The sequence below is a fragment of the Nonomuraea sp. NPDC050153 genome, from assembly GCF_044460125.1.
Classification (GTDB): Bacteria; Actinomycetota; Actinomycetes; order Streptosporangiales; family Streptosporangiaceae; genus Nonomuraea.
This window is the reverse complement of the sequence record NZ_JBITJQ010000072.1, coordinates 1-16,595: the sequence shown is the minus strand read 5'-3', so window position 1 is coordinate 16,595 and position 16,595 is coordinate 1. Positions and strand designations below refer to the sequence as shown.

Genomic DNA, 16,595 nt, shown 5'->3' with positions numbered 1-16,595 from the left:
CGAGCGCCTGATGATCGAGAAGAGGCAAGCATCAACGGCCCTGCTAAGGACCGCTGTGGCATAGAACCGTCTCCACGGTTTGGGGGGATTGACACCGGCCCACGTCGTGCAGCTGGCCAAGCAGGCCGTCACCGAGATCGCCGTCTCAGCGTCCAGGTCTCGGCCGGCGTAGCCGCAAGAGCAACCACAAGTGGGAACCGCGCAACCGGCTGGCCCGCTCGGCAGCCCGGCTGCACGCCTACCGGCTGGATCCAATAGTCGATGACCTGCAGGCCTTGCCCGAGCGGCGGCCCGGCTCGCGGATCCTGGCCCCGGGAACGCAGACGGAGACCAGCCCGTCCAGCCTCGCCCCCACCCGGACCGCACGCTGATCGCCGACCGGCTGCTCCGTTGCTACGACCGCTGCGCCTCCTCTGGCCTGCGCGAACCTGCATGCCTGGCCATCACGACCGAGACGTGGCGGCCCGAGATTCTCGCCTTCACCCCCACCGGCTCCGAAGCACCAACCGCCTCATCAAGGAAAACGGGAGGCGATCCTCAGCGCGACTTCAGAAACGCCAACACCGCCTGCACGGCGTCCGGATGACGCAGCAGACTTGCTCTATCGCACTTCACCCGAACCAGCTGAGTTTGCGATGCACCTTTCCACGCCCCACAGTACGGATGACCTTCAGACACGATGTGAAGGACGCTTCCTCCCCATGAAGGCCTCGTAGAATGGTGCGCCGATACAAGATAGATGAGATAGTCGAGCATGGATCGCATGATCTGTTCGTGGCAGAAAACGAGCTCCTCTTCGCTGGTGTCGTCCGCAGCCAGACTCTTGAGCACACGGTCAGACAGGTCCCTCTCGAGAACGCCGACCAGCGCGCGCGGATCGTCCAGGAGTTCCGACAACAGGGACGCACTCAACGGCGCGCTGGACGCCGGCCCATCAACTTCACCGAGACACGCCAAGTACGCCTGCCATATTGCATCTGCCCCACATGGGTCGGCGTCAAAAAGCACCAGCGGCAATGGGCCGCCATCCCTCTCCAGCAGTAATTGCGCCATTTCCTGAGCAATCGGTGCAGCTGCGCAGTACGCAAGTATGGCCTGCACCCCGTGGCTGACAGGAGGTGACCCGGCGAGCAGGTCCGAGGCGTAATCTCTGGCATTGAGACGTACGGGAAGCGGATCGCCCATCATCGAAATCACCTCGATGCCGAAGTCTGACATGTGCAGGTCGGTTATTCCGGCTTCAACTCGTCGCCCCGGAAAGTCCAAGCCAACCAGTCTAGTTATCATACTCTGTCGGTCTCCGCAACGTGATAGGTGACTCCCAGCATCAGGCGTCACGGGCTCTTGGTGACTCTCGCGACAGAATCTCATTGAGACCCGATATTGTCGGATCGCCAGAAAAAGTTCTAACGGAAATCTCCACGCCGAACATGGACTTGACCCGATGAAGCATCTTCAGGGCTTTCAGCGAGTTTCCGCCGACCGCGAAGAAGCTATCCTCACATCCGACCCATGCCAAGCTCAGTACTCTCTTCCAGAGCTCAGCGAGTGCCATCTCCATGGGAGTGCTTGGAGTAGTCCCTGCAGCCCTCGCCGCTCGATCTGCGGGTGTAGGAGCACGGAGACGACGCCGGTCAAGCTTGCCGGAAGGACCGAGAGGAAAGGACTCCATACGGACGTAGGCTGATGGCAGCATGTACTCAGGCAGATACTGGCCGGCGTGATCAGCCAGGATCTTCACGGATACTTCGTCACCCACGAAGTAGGCGATCAGTTCGTCTTCATCTGTATCGTTCTTGAGGGCTATGACAGCACAGCTGCGAACGCCTGGATGACGTTCAAGAACCGCTTCCACCTCTCCGACTTCGACCCGGCATCCACGGATCTTGATTTGGGTGTCGGATCGCCCGAGGAACGAGATGATCCCATCCTCGTCAACTACCGCGAGATCACCAGTGAGATAGAGCAGCTCATCCGGGGAAAGCGGGTAAGGATGAGCCACGAATCGCTCGGCGGTGAGCTCCGAATTATTCTGGTAGCCAGTGGACAACCCTCCGACCCCGGCGACCCCCAACTGTCCGACCACTCCGGGTGGTACCAGGTTGAGCGCATCATCGAGGACGAACAGCCGATAGACTCCCATTTGCTTGCCGATCGGGACACCGTACACAGAATCGTGCTTCGATCCTGTCCACGCAGCCACCTCCGACGTCTCCGTCTGCCCATACAGGTTGTGGAACTCGGCGCTGAAGTGCTGAGTGAAGCGATCCAGAAGTGAGCTGGATACAGCCTCTCCGGAGACCCATACACACCGAAGATCTGGATACGACTGCGGTCGCGCATAGTCGAGAAATGCACTCAACATGGAGGGCACAAAATGGGTCGCGACGAGGCCACGCGTACTCAGCAGTCCGGCGAGGTAGTCGGCATCGGCCTCACCACGCGGAAGCGCCATTTGAATAGTTGCACCCACACTGAGCGGCCCGAAGATCTCCCAAATCGCCACATCAAAAATCAGGGGCGTCTTCAGAAGAACGGACTCGCCCTCCTTGAGAGGAAAACGCTGCAGCAGAGATTCGATACGTCCAGCAGCACAGCGGTGGTCAATAACGACACCCTTGGGCTCGCCAGTTGATCCGGAAGTGAAGTAGATGTAGGCAGTGTCATTCAAGGCGACCTCGACCGGCGGCGGAGCGACCGAGCCGGTGTCATCGACCTGGAAAAGCATGACCCCCGTATCCTGCAGCAGAGGGTTGAACTTTTCGTCGGTCATGATCGCGGCCAGCTCGCCACCTGTGACGATCGATTGAATACGGCCGACAGGTAGACTTGGGTCGAGAGGGACGAATGCAGCGCCCGCCTTCAGTGTTGCGAGCACAGAAACAATAAGTTCCGGCGAACGTTCCATGCAGATGCCGACGACCCGTTCGAGCCCGATTCCCGCGCCGGCCAGCGACTGAGCCATGTGATTGGCTCTCCGGTCAAGCTCACCGTAAGTGACGGCGACGTCTCCGAAGTGGATCGCTACCCGGTCAGGATGATCTCGTGCGGCTGACTCGAAAGGCTGGTGAATTGGTTTGAGATGAGGATACACATCGAAGGTCGAGTTGATGACGGCTGCGCGCTCGTCCTCCTCATCGCTGGAGAGCATGCGCAGTTCGTCGATGCGCGCGTGAGGCCGCTTGACGGCATCCTGGAGCAGCACGTGGAACGATCGCCACCATCGATGGGAGCCGATACCGGGAAGTGAATGCCCGTCGCAGTCCAGTTCGAGCAGCACCGCTACTCCCCCTGATCTCACCGTACAGGCCGCCCTTGACAGCTCCGCTTCGCCGGCCTTTTTTGGTGGGTCAACAGAAAGGCCGGGAAGTGCTACGCCTGGATCACGGGTGTCCAGGCCGGTGACAGCGAACCTGAGAGGGAAATGAGGAAGCTGCCCGTCATCAGCATCAGAATGCATCTTTCGCTGCTCGATCGCCTCTTCGAACGACACTGCTGTACTCACGAGAAGGTCTTCGAAGGTGGCTCCTGAAGGAAAAGCTATTCGGAGCGGAATGCAGCAAGCGGTAGCTGAGTCACTATGAGGTGGGCGTTCGTCGAGCACAAGGCCGATAGTGACCGGATCCTGGCGACTGTGGCGATGATGTGTCGCTGCGAAGGCCGAGAGCAGAACAGCAGATTCTGGCGTCCCCCGCCGCTCGGCCAGGATGCGCAACGCATCGGCGGTTGCAGGGTCGAGCGCAAGGCTCTCCATAGAATATCGCGCATTCATCTTCATCCTCGGTTCCTCCTCGCAGCGGCATCCCATCGAGGCGTGCTTTTCCCTTGGCCGGTCGGGCGAGTATCCAAAGAGAAACACACTGCTAGTTCCTTGGATCTGACCGATCTGGGCGTCGGAAAGTCCATGGATGGATTCAGGGTGCACGTCCCGTACATGTTCAGCACCTACCTCCCGCCAGAAGTCGCTACCCTTCTACGCCGCGGGGGCGATCAGTGTCCCCTCAAGGGGTTTCAGGGGTGCGAAGTCCCTGCCTACCAGCCATTCAGGGCGGGGACTAGGAGTTGGGAGCGCGTTGCTGACGGCGTTGTAGCTCAAGAGAAGCAGGGATCGATCGATCGGCGACATGTTCTGTGCCGATCCATGGGGAATGTTGCAGTGAAACCAGAGCAAGGAACCCCGCGGCCCCTTGGGGGCCACAAGGCCGTGCTGTTCGACCAGCGCTTGCATGCGCTCTGAATTTTCGAGCGAATACTTCAGGTCGTTAGTCAACGTCGACTCCCAACCTTCATTCTTTGCGGCGGCAGGGATGAGCCCCTCGGAATGGCCTTCGGGAACAACGATTAGAGGGCCGTTGAACTCTGTCACCTCGTCGAGAAAGACGGCGACAGTGAGCGCGCGCGGTTCCGGCATCTGATCCTCGTTATGCCAGAACATGAAGTCCTGATGCCATCGCCAGATCTCGCCTTGAAAGGCACGCTTCTTGTTGACCTTGAACTGGTGGACGTACACGTCGTCATTCAACAGCTGTCGAGCAAGGCCGAGAATTTTAGGATGGCGGACAAACCGAGAGAAAAGATCACTGTTCAGGTGGGAGCCGTGGACACGATAAGGGAGCCCAGTCCCGGCCTCGACGGTGCGCCTCGGCGAATCCTGTGCGAGTTCCCTCTCAGCCTCCCTTCTCAGCAGCTCGATGTCGCTCGCTTCAAGCACGCCGGGCTGAAAAACGAATCCCGCTCGATGGTAGTCCTCGATCTGCTGGGGGGTGAGCAGGTTGTCATTCTGCACTTTTGCCTCCATTGAGAGTGGTCTGCGATTTCGGCGGAAGCGACTTCGCCTGGAAGGCATGATCAAGCGCTGTGGCATGCATGCATCAAGACCACTGCCTACGATCTTGGATGCCCGAGACAGGCTTCACGAACGATTCTCCGTGAACTTCGACCAGGCCAAACGCAGCACCTGAACCGAGTGAAACAAATCGTCCTTGCTCGAGGCCTCGTCCAGGATGAAGGTCGAGGCGCCGAGTTGCATGTACCGCAGCAAGAGGCCCGCTGTTTCCGCATAACTTCCCACTATGTACGGACAGAACGTTTTATATGCCCGAAACGGGTACATCCAGTAGCTGCCCACCGGGGCGCTCACCTTCATGGCATCCTCCGAGAGCCGGCGATGCCAGTGGGATTCGACCGATTCATACGCGAGGTCATGGAACTCCTCGCCAAGCCGATCGACGGGGAAGCGCTCGTGGGCGAGCCGCCAGGCAGTGCTCGAATCCTCTCGAGCGATGATGCCCAGCCGGAATCCGCTGTCCGCGGGCAAGGACTCCTCGGCATACTCCCGCGGCTCTCGTGGATAGCTCAGCCGTGTCGCACCGAGCTCCCTCTGCACTCGGATACAGCTCTCCGACGTTCCTGATACGAAGATGCGCGGCTCCAGGCCGGCGATCGGCGGAGGGGCCGGACGGAGCCCGTTCAGCTGGTAATACTCGCCGGAGTACTTCAGCGGCTGCTCCCCTGAAGTCAGCTCTGCGATGATGGTGCCGAACTCCGCAAGCCTGTCGTATCGCTGGCTGTGGTCCAGGTTGCAGCCCATCTCCCTCAGGTGCCTGGAAAAACCGCCGGCCACCAGATTCACACCGATGCGTCGACCGCTGCCGGCGGCTATCGAATTGATGCTCTTCGCGACCGACATCGGGTGCTGGTAAATGGGGTTAACGGCAACGAGCGGGACCAGGTCGCGCGACTTCTCGAGGACCCTGCCGGCGATGAGCCACGGATCGAACGATATGTTGTCCGAGAAGATCAGCATCCCGGCACAGCCCAGCTCTTCGGTCCATACGATGATGTCGTCGAGATGTTTGAACGGCTCTTCGCGAGCATCACTCATTAGCCATGGGGCCGAGGTGTAGATCGTCAGCATGAGTTCGCTCTCGGTATGCGATGTCAGTGCCTGATGCTCGGCCTGTCAGGAGGCCGACCAGCGACCAGAGGGCACCAGGCGTGCTAAAGCTTTCGAACTTCAGCAGGTCCTCAGGAATCGAGATCCCGTACGCTGCTTCGATTTTCAAGAGGAGATCGACGGCCGCAATGGAGGTCAGGCCGGCAGCTCTGGTGTCCAGATCCGCAGTCAGTTGGTGGTCGTCCGGCAGATCACGCAGCGCCGCGCGCAGCAGAGACTCGAAGCGCTGATCCCAGGTGTGCACTGCTGGACTCACCTCTGTGACTGGAGCTTGGAGGCGCCCAGGAACACCGAGAGGCTCTTCGGCGTCGCGTGCTCGAAGACCTGGCGCAGGCGGACATCCGCCTCCATGACCTCGGAGACCCGGCCGACGATCTGAAGGACCTGCATCGACGTTCCGCCGGCCTCGAAGAGATCCGAGTTCTCGTCGAGGTTCTCGGGGCCGAGAACCTCGCGCCATATCTCGATAAGGGCCGCCGTGCGGTCCGCTTCGTTCTCGTATTCGGCCTTCATCTTTGGAAACTCCTCAGAAGGGCGGCGCTGGGTGACCACCGACTGCAGCCCGAAGATCGGAATATGGATATGCTGACACTGAATGTGCCTGCCTGACGGGCGGCGATAATGCATCGAATACTAAGTCATGCGACTCCGCCCCGATCCTCATGGATGACAGGGAGCCCGACCACAGACGCTGTCGCGCACTGCTGATGACCAGGTGCTGAACTCAGCGGAGTGGCAAAGTCTTGGAACGCCGCAGCGGCCGGTCACGAGACTCGGCGGGAGGCGGAGCTGGGAGGGAGCAAGCGGAGGTCCTCTTCGCTCACCAGGTCGAACCGAAGCGCGAAGGCGACCAATGCCTCACGTTTGGAATGCTTGGGTCCGTCGTCCTCGCACTTGGACCACTGTCCCACCGGGAGCTTCCGAACCGCTAGGTAGTCGATGTGGTAGTTGACACTGCTACGGTTTGCGTCCCTGAATTGATCAACTCCCCTCAGCCTCTCGACAACCTCTCGGAGTGATGGCACGGCTGCCATAGAGGATCCGCGTAAACGCGGTTCACACAGCGCGACGAGAACAAGGAAGTACTTGCTCGTCTTGTCCAGGTGAATCGACGAGACCATCGCCCTCGTGGCCAGGTCCATCTGGAGTAGACGCGGAGGAGGGGCGTAGACGGTGAGTTCGGTGACGCCCGCGCTGGTCGGGATCAAGATGCGCGACATTTCAAACGGAATGACCAGGTCCAGCTGTCGAGGGCGCACCTTGACCAACTCGGCGCCACCTTCCAGATTTTCCACAGCATAGGTGGTGCTCGTGGTGAGATTGGACACAGTAGGTTGCTGGGCGGAAACCTTGAGTGCTCCGAGGCTGGGTTCGGCGTTCGGCTGGATCTTCCCCGAGCGTTTTGATATCCCAAACTTGAGTTCTTCGCCGGACTTCAGGTTGATCCGCCCCCCGCTGCCGCGTCCCCGCAGATGAGCAGGGTCGCTCTGCCAGGTAACGATCACCTCAACACCCTCTGCGGTTTGCTGCCCACTTACCATGGAACTCCCTTCTCGTCACGTTTGTGACCGAAATGCACGATATCTGCTTGTACGTTACCATGCAGCGAATTGGAAGGCACGTGCCAAACTGCGTGCACTCCGGGGAATGTGCGGTTTCCTCACAGGAATTGTGGTCTGTATGCTGGCATGGGCTTTATAGGCTTGCCTGAGGTCTCCACACAAGGCCCGCTGGAATTTGCGTTCGGGAAGGCACGATGAAGTCACTGCTGGATTTCCTGGAAATGCGCGATCGAGCCATGCGGGAACGCGTGGAACTCCACCTCCCGGTTAGTCCGGGACGCTACGTTCAGCAGGAAAACGGCAGCGTCCGAGATACTTCGACATCATGAGATCTTGCGGTGCCGGGGTCAGCTGCTAGAGGTCAAATGCGGTATATGGTCCTCGGGACGGCCGACGTGTCGATGCCGGCCTTCCAGCCGAAGCGTTCAAGGCATCGACGTGGTTGCACCTGACGGCTCCGTACATGCGAGTCTTGTAGTGGCCGGGGCCGCGTGATGGTGCTTCGTGAAAGTGGCTCCGGAGCTTTTCTGTGTAGCGTCACTTTTTGTGCAGGCGATCTAGAGATCCGTAGATGCTGGGGTCACCAGCGCTTGATGACATCTGGCGTCGGCCGCGCTGTGCCGGAGGAGCGAGGCGTCCATTCATCCGTGGAGGGACGGGATTGGACGAGCGCGGGATTCGTCGTTGAGTGTTCGTTTTCTGGTGTGGGGGCGCTTGCAGCGTCGCCAATCTCGGCCGTGATCACCACGGCCTGGATCGGGTGATCAGGTGTTCGAGGGAGTGCCCAGGGAGACCAACGTCCGCACTACGCAAGGGCCCTACGCTCTTGGCACGCACATCACCGCCCGCTCAGGCCATCCGCGCCGAGGTCGACGCCCCACCGTCAAGACCACCAGCGAGCCGATCACGGTCGCCCGCCCCGAACCGCTCGGCAGCACCGGCAAGTGCGCGTCCCGCCTCGTTGTCAGGCCAGGCAACAACGTCAAGGGCGCGAGAACTCGCCATGCGTTGCGAATCAGAGAAGAAGACAATGGAGAAGGCAACATGGAGTCACACCCCGAACCGACGAGTCGCCGCTAGGACGCCAGACAATGCTCTCCCGGCCGGCGCAGAACGCATTCTTGGTCACGGAGGCTCAGAGCATTGCCAAGCAGACAGAGCGTACCTTTGCGATTGTTTATGTCACAAGACCTTTTTTGCCATGTCCTATGCACACTGAGTAACGTTTAGTGTTAGGATTATGCGGGCCAAACATTTTAGTAGAGCGATCTAAATTCCCTCTACATACCCTCTTTGAGGGGTGGTCGCAGATGCTCTGAATGCAGTATCTCTTCCTTTTTTAATATCGCGCCTCAGGGCTGAGTGCCTGAATGCGCCGAGCGCTGACCCTCATCTGTGCGTGATGCCGGCCTGTGCTGGAGGGCGGCGCCGGCTTCACCTGCCCCCACGCGCTGGAGACGCTCCTGAGCGCGGTTACCCCGTCCTCATCCTCAAGGCCGCAGCAGCCCACCGCCGCCTCCCTAACGCCTCAGCGCGTCGGCGACCCTGCGCGGCCGTCTCCGTGGTCGTATGGCCGCGCTTGCGCAGCCGGCCAGTGCCGCTGGGTTGCTTTCCTTGAACGAGCGGGCACCACAACGCTCTCCCTGACGCTGCAGTCTGGGGCCCGCTTGACCTTGAACGGCTTCAACAGGCCACTCCCTGAACGGTTTCGGACAACGATTCGGCGACGCGCTCGCCGATCATGATGCAGGTCAGGTTGGTGTTGGCCCGCACCGAGGAGGGGATGACCGAGGCGTCCGCGACGCGGAGCCCGTCCGTGCCGAAGACCCGGCATTCGCTGTCGACGACGCCTGTGGCAGCACTCGACGCCATGGCTGCGGTGCCGCTCGGATGGTGCGCCGTCTGCAGGTGCGCCGCAAGGTAGCGGTCCGTGCTCGCGTCGTCGTAGACGGACCAGCCGTCGACGTCCACGAGTCTTTCAATGAACTTACTGATTGCCGGATCGTCCGCTATGTGCCGCGCCAGCCGTAGCCCGTCGCGGAGACGGGCCCGATCGGATGCCGCAGCGAGGTGGTCGAGGTACACCACCGGGCCTTGACGGGGATCACGAGAGGCCAGCCGTACGGTGCCCCGCGACTCCGGCCCCATCAGATTCGCGGTGATCACGAAAGCGTGGCTGCCTCCCACGGAAGCGGCCAGGCGGGGCGCGTACTTGCTCATCTCGACATGGTTGAGCAGGCACAATTGCATGTCATTGGCCATGCTCGAGCCCTGCGCGCGGTACCGCAGGACGACCTCGGCGCAGAGCGCGGAAGGGTCTGCCGCGCCCTGCGCCGGGGCGCAGATGATCGGTACCTGCGAGTGGTCCGCAAGGTTCTGGCCGACGGCGGGGAGGTCGACGATGACGTCGATCCCGAGTGCACTGAGGTCCTCGGCCTTACCGATGCCGGAACGGAGCAGGATCGCCGGGCTACCGATCGCGCCAGCGGCGATCGTCACTTCAGCCGCACCGATGTCGCGCTCCTGCTCATCGGCGATGACCCGGACTCCCGTCGCGCGTGATCCGGTGAACAGCACCGAATCCACCAAGGTGTTCGGCATGACGGTGAGATTGGCCCGCTGCCGTGCCGGCTCCAGAAAGGCTTTCGCCGTCGAGATCCGGCCCAGAGAACCGTCGACGTTCAACGGCAGGGGGCCCACACCGGTGCTGTAGGGCTCGTTGTGGTCGGCGGTACTGTCGAATCCGGCCCGCCGGCACGCCTCGGCGAACGCCCGGGACAGCGAAGTCATCCGCTCACTCGGCGTCCGGGCGATCCGAAGGGGGCCGCAGTTGCCGTGGTGACCGCCGACCCGATCGACATCGGTCTCAATCGCGACGAACCCCTCCAGCGCCGCTTCCCACGACCAACTCACGCGGCCCGACGGCCAGTCGTCGAAGTCGCCGGGCTCCGGCCGGAGCGCGATGCAGGTGTTTATGCTCGAGCAACCGCCGACGACCTTGCCGCGGGGGAGCCAGAACTCGTTGTCGCCGGCACCCCGGACGGTGTATCCCCAGTCGTGAGAACCCAACGACGGTGTCCGCCCGTCCTCGAGCTCTGGTGGAAGGGCGAGGCCGTGATAGTCCGGTCCGGCCTCGACCAGCAGGACGCGGCGGTCCGTCCGCTCGGCAAGCCGGGCGGCGATCACGGCGCCCGTCGACCCGGCACCGACGACTATGTGGTCAAAGAACATTGGCGAGTGCATGCCCTACCCTTCGGCCGCTCGTGGATTGCACGACTACAAGCGAGGCGTACTTTGCCCCGGCTCCTGACGACAGCCAGGGTGGTCCGCCGGGCTCAGCAACGGAATGCACGAGAGCGCTCTGCCGAGCAGACGGTCCTGGCGGGCGCCCAGGTTTTCGGCGTTGTAGCTTGTGACCTCCTCGTCCGCGACGAGCCTCAATCTGAGCTACTTGTCCCACAACCGCAGTGGCCGAGAACGGTGCTGTCGACCGGCTGCGTCGGCCAGAAGCCCTGCGATCGAGCCGACGACATAGGGCTTGTCCACGGCGAAGGGGAATGGCATGACCTCATGGTCGATCGCTGAATGCCACCCGTTGAGTAGTCCGCCATCGCCTCCGTGACGCCCCTCGATCGCGAGGTCGCGTTCGAGGCCGTTGGCGAAAGCGTGAAGCGCGGATAAGTTCCGGGCAGCGGCCCAGGTCGGTTCAGGCGAGGTAATAGGGTCGGCCGTGTGCGGCGACCGGGGCCGACTGGTAGGTCCACACGCCTGCAGGGGCGGCGTGCGTCAGCAGCGCGGTGAGGTCCTGGCTCACGGGCGAGGTCGGCTCCGCCACGTGCAGTGAGACGTGTGCGGCCGTTTCGGAGTCCAGCACGTAGTACTGATAGGGGTGATAAACGCTCTGCCGACTGGTCAGCAAGCGGCCTTCCGAATCGGTTCCGTAGCCCGTGATGGGAGTGTTGTTCACCGGCGCGCCGGTCAGGCCGCCAAGATGTGCGTCGATGCTGAACAGCAGGCGCTCGCCGGGTGTGATGCTCCCGTCCTCGGCGAAGTCGGCGTCCAGGACACGGACGTGCCAGTCGGACGTCTCCGGGCCGTTGAGTGACGGCATGGTTGCCGTGAACCGGGCCGGCCGCTTCGGCTCGGCGAAGATTTTGGATCCGGCCTCGATGGCCATCGCATTATCGCAGAGCACGTGGATCCTGCCGATGCCGAGCAACTTCGTCTGATCGATTCCGGTGGCGTACTGCGCGTACGACACCGGAAACATCCGGTGCTCCTCGCCCTGCGGGTAGGCGATGATGTTTATCTCCACCTCCTCGGTGATGCTCGAGCCGTCTCCGTACTGCGCGAAGTAGAGCTGGTAGTTGAGAGAGAAGCAGGCGCGGCCGTCGAAGTCGGCCGGGGCCAGGCGCGGGTGCGTGCGACCGAGGATCTTCGCAGCCGTCTCGAAATCCACCAGGTAATCGATGCCGATGTTGTGCCACGCCCCGCAATAGAAGGGCAGTCGGAATGGCTCGGGAACCGGCGGCAGGGAGTGGGGCATGACGCGTCGGGTCGAGGCCGGGTCGGTAGCAGTCATCATGGTTGCTTTCTCGTGACGGGTGCAGGCGGCTGCACTCAGGTTCGTGCTGCCTGGATGGCGAAATGCAGGTTGGAGCTGCCGTTGAAGACGTTGGAATGAACGTGCGCGCGGGCTTGCCAGCCATGTCGAACCCGCTGGCCGAGGTATGTCACAGAACATGCACCAAAGTGAGAGCTGAATACCTGTCAAGCGTCACAGAGGCTATCGGGGTTTCCTGGCGCATTTCTGATCACGTCGCAGTCAGGCCTCGCGGGCAGCGTCGAAGCTAGAATCGCCACCCGATCGTTGATCTGCTCGATTCGCTCGATCTCAACAAAGGCGGGGTGAGAAAGAAGGCCAATCAAGGTGTGATCACAACAGCCGAGCCATCCTCCCGGAGGCGGGTGGCGGCCGTTTCCCCATTTCGATCATCAGATGTGGCAATATCCCTACTCCCAGCTTCCTGCCCAGCCGCTCCTGTACCAGAGACGGAGGAAACATCTTCACCCCTCGAGGCAGTGCTCAGGAGGCCAGGATTGTAGTATTCATGAGCGCTCGCTCATACTGGCAGGCCCCCTCATCGTGCACACTTGATCCCAAGGTGGTGCAACTCTAGACACGAACGGGCCCGCTTCATCCCTGACAGGCGCTAGGTTTGTCAGCGGTGTCAGCCGCCAAGACTGACTCTCTTCGTTTCGCTCGGCGGCAGGCGGTCGATCGTTCGCTTCCCGGGTAGTCAAGGTGACGCCGTGATCAGCAGACCGCCCGGCTGGAGTTTCCTCACTGTCGTCTCCGTCGTGGCACTGATGAGCTTCTACGGCACCAGCGTGTCCATGTGGCACTTCGAGGTCATCATCTTCATGTCTCTTACTTGGGGCGCGCTGATCCTGATCTGGCTCGCCTGTCTGGTGGTGACGGCATGCGAGGCCGCGCAGATGCTGACGGCATCATGAGGTCGCCGTCCTGCGTCGTCGGGTCGCCCGGCCACGACCACACTGGGCCGACCGGACGCTGCCGGCCGCGCTGGCGCGACCGCTGTCCACGCGGCTGCGCCTGCATCGGATCGTGACGCCGGACACCTTGACGGCCTGGCACCGCCGCCTGGTCAGCCAACGCTGGACCTAGGACCGTGGCGGCAAGTTCTCCCGCTTGTTCGATGAAGTGTTCGCCACCGCTGGCGTGCGGGTCATCAGCCCGTCCACTCACCAGGAGCGAACGAACGATTCGTGGGAACGCTACGCCGCGAGTGCCTCGATCGCCTGCTCATCCTTGGTGAGCGGCACCTGCGCAAGGTCCTGACCGGGTACGAGCGCCGTGTCAACCACCATCGCGCGCATCAGGGCCGTTCGTTTCGCCCGCCATTGCACGATCCCAGCGAGGTGATCGACATGACTTCCCGGATCCATCGTCGAAGGACCGTCGCACGAGTACCACAGAGCTGCCTGATCACCCGGCAAACGCCCAGCCCAACAGCAGAATCCGCGTTTCGGCACCGCACAGGAGATCTTGGTGTTGCGGCATGAGGTCGCGGTGCTGCGTCGCCAGGTCCCCCAGCCCAGGCCGGACTGGGCCGATCGGGCGCTGCTGGCCGCGCTGGCAAGACTGTTACCCGCTCGTCTTCGACTGCATCGCATCGTAACGCCCGGCACGCTGCTGGCCTGGCATCGCAGGCTGGTCAAGAAGAAGTGGACCTACCCCGCCAAACAGGGCCGGCCCCCGATCTCTGAAGAGATCCGCGATCTGATCGTCCGATTGGCTCGGGAGAATCCACGCTGGGGACATCGGCGCATCCAGGGTGAGCTCCTCGGTCTTGGCTACAGGGTGGGAGAGGGGACGGTCCGCCGGGTCCTGGCGGCGGCGGGATTGGGGCCCGCGCCGCGCCGGGCTTCACCGACCTGGCGCCAGTTCCTCATCTCTCAAGCCTCCGGCATCCTGGCATGCGACTTTCTCCACGTCGATACGGTGTTCCTCAAGCGCCTGTACGTGTTGTTCGTCATGGAAATCGAAACACGGCGCGTGCACATCCTCGGTGCCACGGCAAATCCAACCGGCGCCTGGACGGCGCAGCAGGCACGCAATCTGCTGATGGGACTGGGCGAGCGAGCCGACAGGTTCCGGTTCCTGATCCGGGACAGGGACTGCAAGTTCGGCAGAGCATTCGACGAGGTGCTCATCGGCGCGGACGTGCGCGTCCTGAAGATTCCGCCGCGCTCGCCACGGGCGAACGCGTTCGCCGAGCGAGTCGTCGGCACACTTCGACGCGAATGCCTCGACCACCTGATCATCTATAGTGAACGGCACCTGCGTACAGTTCTGGCCGCCTATGAACGCCATTTCAACCAGCATCGCCCGCATCAGGGCCGTTCGCTCCGCCCGCCGAGGCACGACCCCAGCGAAGTGATCGACATGACCGCCCGAATCCACCGTCGAAGGACTGTCACCGGACTGATCAGCGAGTACCACAGAGTAGCCTGACCGCCTTGCAAATGCCCAGCTCAACAACAGCATCGGCGTTTTGGCACCGCACAAGGTGCGTGTCTGTCGCCGGCCAGCCTCATGGGACCACCCAGGAGGAGTTTCTGCCACGAGCATGGGACCACCCGGTTGCCAGTGATGGGACCACCCGGCGTGTCACGTCTGGGCGGTTGATCACTTCCGGTTACGACTTCTGCCAGGTCATCCGACGTGGCGGGGGTTCGGGGGAATGGCGTTCCGGGAGGTTTCGGTGATCGAGGTACGCGAGGTACTACGGGCCTGGCTGACGGGGGCCGGACTGCGCAAGGTGGCCGAGCAGGCAGGGGTGGACCGCAAGACCGCCCGCCGGTATGTCGAGGCGGCGCAGGCGGCGGGGTTGGCCCGCGAGGGCGGCCCGGGGCAGTTGACCGATGAGCTGGTCGGTCAGGTCGTCGATCGGGTGCGGCCGGTGCGGGCCGATGGCCGGCACGGGGCGAGCTGGGCGGCGCTGGAGGAGCGCCGCGAGCAGATCCGCGGCTGGGTCGAGCAGGGCCTGCAGGTGGAGAAGATACGTCTGAAGCTGGTCCGCTCCGGGGTGGAGGTGCCCTATCGCACGCTGCACCGCTTCTGCGTGGAGCGGTGTGAGTTCAGCCGGGGTAAGACCACCGTCCGGGTGCTGGATGGGGAGCCGGGCAAGGAGTGTCAGATCTATTTCGCCCGGCTCGGGCCGATCTACGACCCTGGGCAGGGGCGGCGGCGCATCGCGCACGTGCTGATTTTCACGGCGGCCTACTCACGGCACATGTTCATCTGGCTGACCTTCTCCCAGTCGCTGGAGGCGGTGATCGCCGGATGTGAGGCGGCGTGGCGGTTCTTCGGCGGGGTGTTCAAGGTGCTCATCCCGGACAATTTGAGCCCGGTCATCTGCGATGCCGACGCGGTCAACCCGACCTTCACCCTGGGCTGGCTGGACTACGCCCAACATGCCGGGTTCGCCACGGATCCGGCCAGAGTCCGCGCGCCGAAGGACAAACCGAAGGTGGAGCGGATGGTGCAGTACGTGCGCGGCAACTTCTTCGCCGGGGAGGACTTCGTCGACCTGGTCGATGCCCAAGCCCGCGCCGAAGCCTGGTGCCGCACGACGGCGGGGCTGCGCCTGCACGGCGCGACCTGCGCACGTCCGGCCGAGGTGTTCACCGAGCGCGAGGCCGCCTGCCTACTGGTGCTGCCCGAGCGTCCTTATGACGTGCCGATCTTCAAGAAGGTGAAAGTTCACAAGGACCACCACGTCGAGATCGGCAAGGCGTTGTACTCGGTGCCAGGCGAGTACATCGGCCAGCACCTGCAGGCCCGCGCCGACGGCGCGCTGGTCAAGCTGTTCCACCAGGGACACCTGATCAAGACCCATCTTCGCCAGCCCGCCGGCGGCCGCAGCACCGATCGGGCCGATCTGCCCGAGCAGCGGGCCGCCTATGCGATGCGCGACATCGACTCGCTGATCCGCTCCGCGCACCGCGCCGGGGCCAACATCGGCATCTACGCCGAACGGCACTTCGATGACAGCCTGCCCTGGACGCGGATGCGGCAGGTCTACCGGCTGCTCGGCCTGGTGCGCCGCTACGGCGCCGAGCCCGTCGATGCCGCCTGCGGCAAGGCCCTGGAATTGGACGTGCTGTCAGTATCGAAGATCTCGGCGATGCTGGCGGCCGGCACCGAGCACATCCCCATCCCGCCGCCGCGTCCAGCAGCCTCCGCCGGCCGCTTCGCCCGCGACCCCGCCGAGTTCAACCCGCCCCGCCGTGCCCACCTGACGCTCATCGGGTCCGCCGGCACCAGCGATGGCGACGGCAGGGGACTGCCCTCATGACCACCATGACCGGCGACACGACGGGCAGACCGCTCCATGATCCGATCAGCACCGACCTCAAGACCACCCTGCGCGCCCTCAAGCTCGGCAAGATGCTCGACTGGGCTTCCCCTCGTAACGTGGAGACCGAACCAAGAGAGGTTTGGTCGTGGCAGGAACCACGAGACGCCGTTTTGATCCGGAGTTCCGAGC

At 62.7% G+C, this 16,595-nt stretch carries 13 protein-coding genes; 4 read left to right on the top strand and 9 right to left on the bottom strand.

Annotated elements, in window-relative coordinates; translation table 11 throughout:
- Positions 1 to 537 precede the first annotated feature (537 nt).
- The 9 genes from ACIBQ1_RS61345 to ACIBQ1_RS61305 form a co-directional block, all read right to left on the bottom strand.
- Entirely contained in the window at positions 538 to 1,266 is a 729-nt protein-coding gene (locus ACIBQ1_RS61345) for a hypothetical protein (protein ID WP_397292756.1), read from the bottom strand.
- A 61-nt stretch (positions 1,267 to 1,327) separates the two neighbouring features.
- Entirely contained in the window at positions 1,328 to 3,778 is a 2,451-nt protein-coding gene (locus tag ACIBQ1_RS61340; RefSeq protein ID WP_397292755.1) for an amino acid adenylation domain-containing protein, read from the bottom strand.
- A gap of 195 nt (positions 3,779 to 3,973) precedes the next feature.
- Positions 3,974 to 4,786: a phytanoyl-CoA dioxygenase family protein gene (locus ACIBQ1_RS61335; RefSeq protein ID WP_397292753.1), complete on the bottom strand. Its 813-nt coding sequence runs from the start codon at positions 4,784 to 4,786 to the stop codon at positions 3,974 to 3,976.
- A gap of 126 nt (positions 4,787 to 4,912) precedes the next feature.
- Positions 4,913 to 5,917 (bottom strand): LLM class flavin-dependent oxidoreductase, encoded by a 1,005-nt coding sequence (locus ACIBQ1_RS61330; protein WP_397292752.1) that lies wholly within the window; start codon positions 5,915 to 5,917, stop codon positions 4,913 to 4,915.
- Complete coding sequence (locus tag ACIBQ1_RS61325; RefSeq protein ID WP_397292751.1) at positions 5,877 to 6,200, bottom strand: phosphopantetheine-binding protein; 324 nt, start codon at positions 6,198 to 6,200, stop codon at positions 5,877 to 5,879. The genes ACIBQ1_RS61330 and ACIBQ1_RS61325 overlap by 41 nt, the downstream gene beginning before the upstream one ends.
- Before the next feature lie 8 nt (positions 6,201 to 6,208).
- Positions 6,209 to 6,469, bottom strand: a complete 261-nt coding sequence (locus ACIBQ1_RS61320) for an acyl carrier protein (protein WP_397292749.1) — start codon at positions 6,467 to 6,469, stop codon at positions 6,209 to 6,211.
- A 251-nt stretch (positions 6,470 to 6,720) separates the two neighbouring features.
- The gene (locus tag ACIBQ1_RS61315) at positions 6,721 to 7,461 is read right to left on the bottom strand and encodes a hypothetical protein (protein WP_397292748.1); all 741 of its coding nucleotides are present in this window, start codon (positions 7,459 to 7,461) and stop codon (positions 6,721 to 6,723) included.
- A 1,740-nt stretch (positions 7,462 to 9,201) separates the two neighbouring features.
- Positions 9,202 to 10,749: a GMC family oxidoreductase gene (locus tag ACIBQ1_RS61310; RefSeq protein WP_397292747.1), complete on the bottom strand. Its 1,548-nt coding sequence runs from the start codon at positions 10,747 to 10,749 to the stop codon at positions 9,202 to 9,204.
- 475 nt (positions 10,750 to 11,224) lie between these two features.
- Positions 11,225 to 12,103, bottom strand: a complete 879-nt coding sequence (locus ACIBQ1_RS61305) for a hypothetical protein (protein ID WP_397292745.1) — start codon at positions 12,101 to 12,103, stop codon at positions 11,225 to 11,227.
- A gap of 728 nt (positions 12,104 to 12,831) precedes the next feature.
- On the opposite strand from ACIBQ1_RS61305, the gene ACIBQ1_RS61300 reads away from it, so the two are divergent.
- The 4 genes from ACIBQ1_RS61300 to ACIBQ1_RS61285 all read left to right on the top strand — a co-directional run.
- On the top strand, positions 12,832 to 13,035 hold the full coding sequence (locus ACIBQ1_RS61300; RefSeq protein WP_397292743.1) for a hypothetical protein: 204 nt from the start codon (positions 12,832 to 12,834) through the stop codon (positions 13,033 to 13,035).
- A 556-nt stretch (positions 13,036 to 13,591) separates the two neighbouring features.
- Complete coding sequence (locus ACIBQ1_RS61295) at positions 13,592 to 14,557, top strand: integrase core domain-containing protein (RefSeq protein WP_397292741.1); 966 nt, start codon at positions 13,592 to 13,594, stop codon at positions 14,555 to 14,557.
- A gap of 250 nt (positions 14,558 to 14,807) precedes the next feature.
- Positions 14,808 to 16,403: an IS21 family transposase gene (gene istA, locus ACIBQ1_RS61290; RefSeq protein WP_397292740.1), complete on the top strand. Its 1,596-nt coding sequence runs from the start codon at positions 14,808 to 14,810 to the stop codon at positions 16,401 to 16,403.
- The coding region (locus tag ACIBQ1_RS61285; protein ID WP_397292739.1) for a hypothetical protein at positions 16,400 to 16,595 on the top strand (196 nt) is incomplete at its 3' end. The genes istA and ACIBQ1_RS61285, both read left to right, overlap by 4 nt.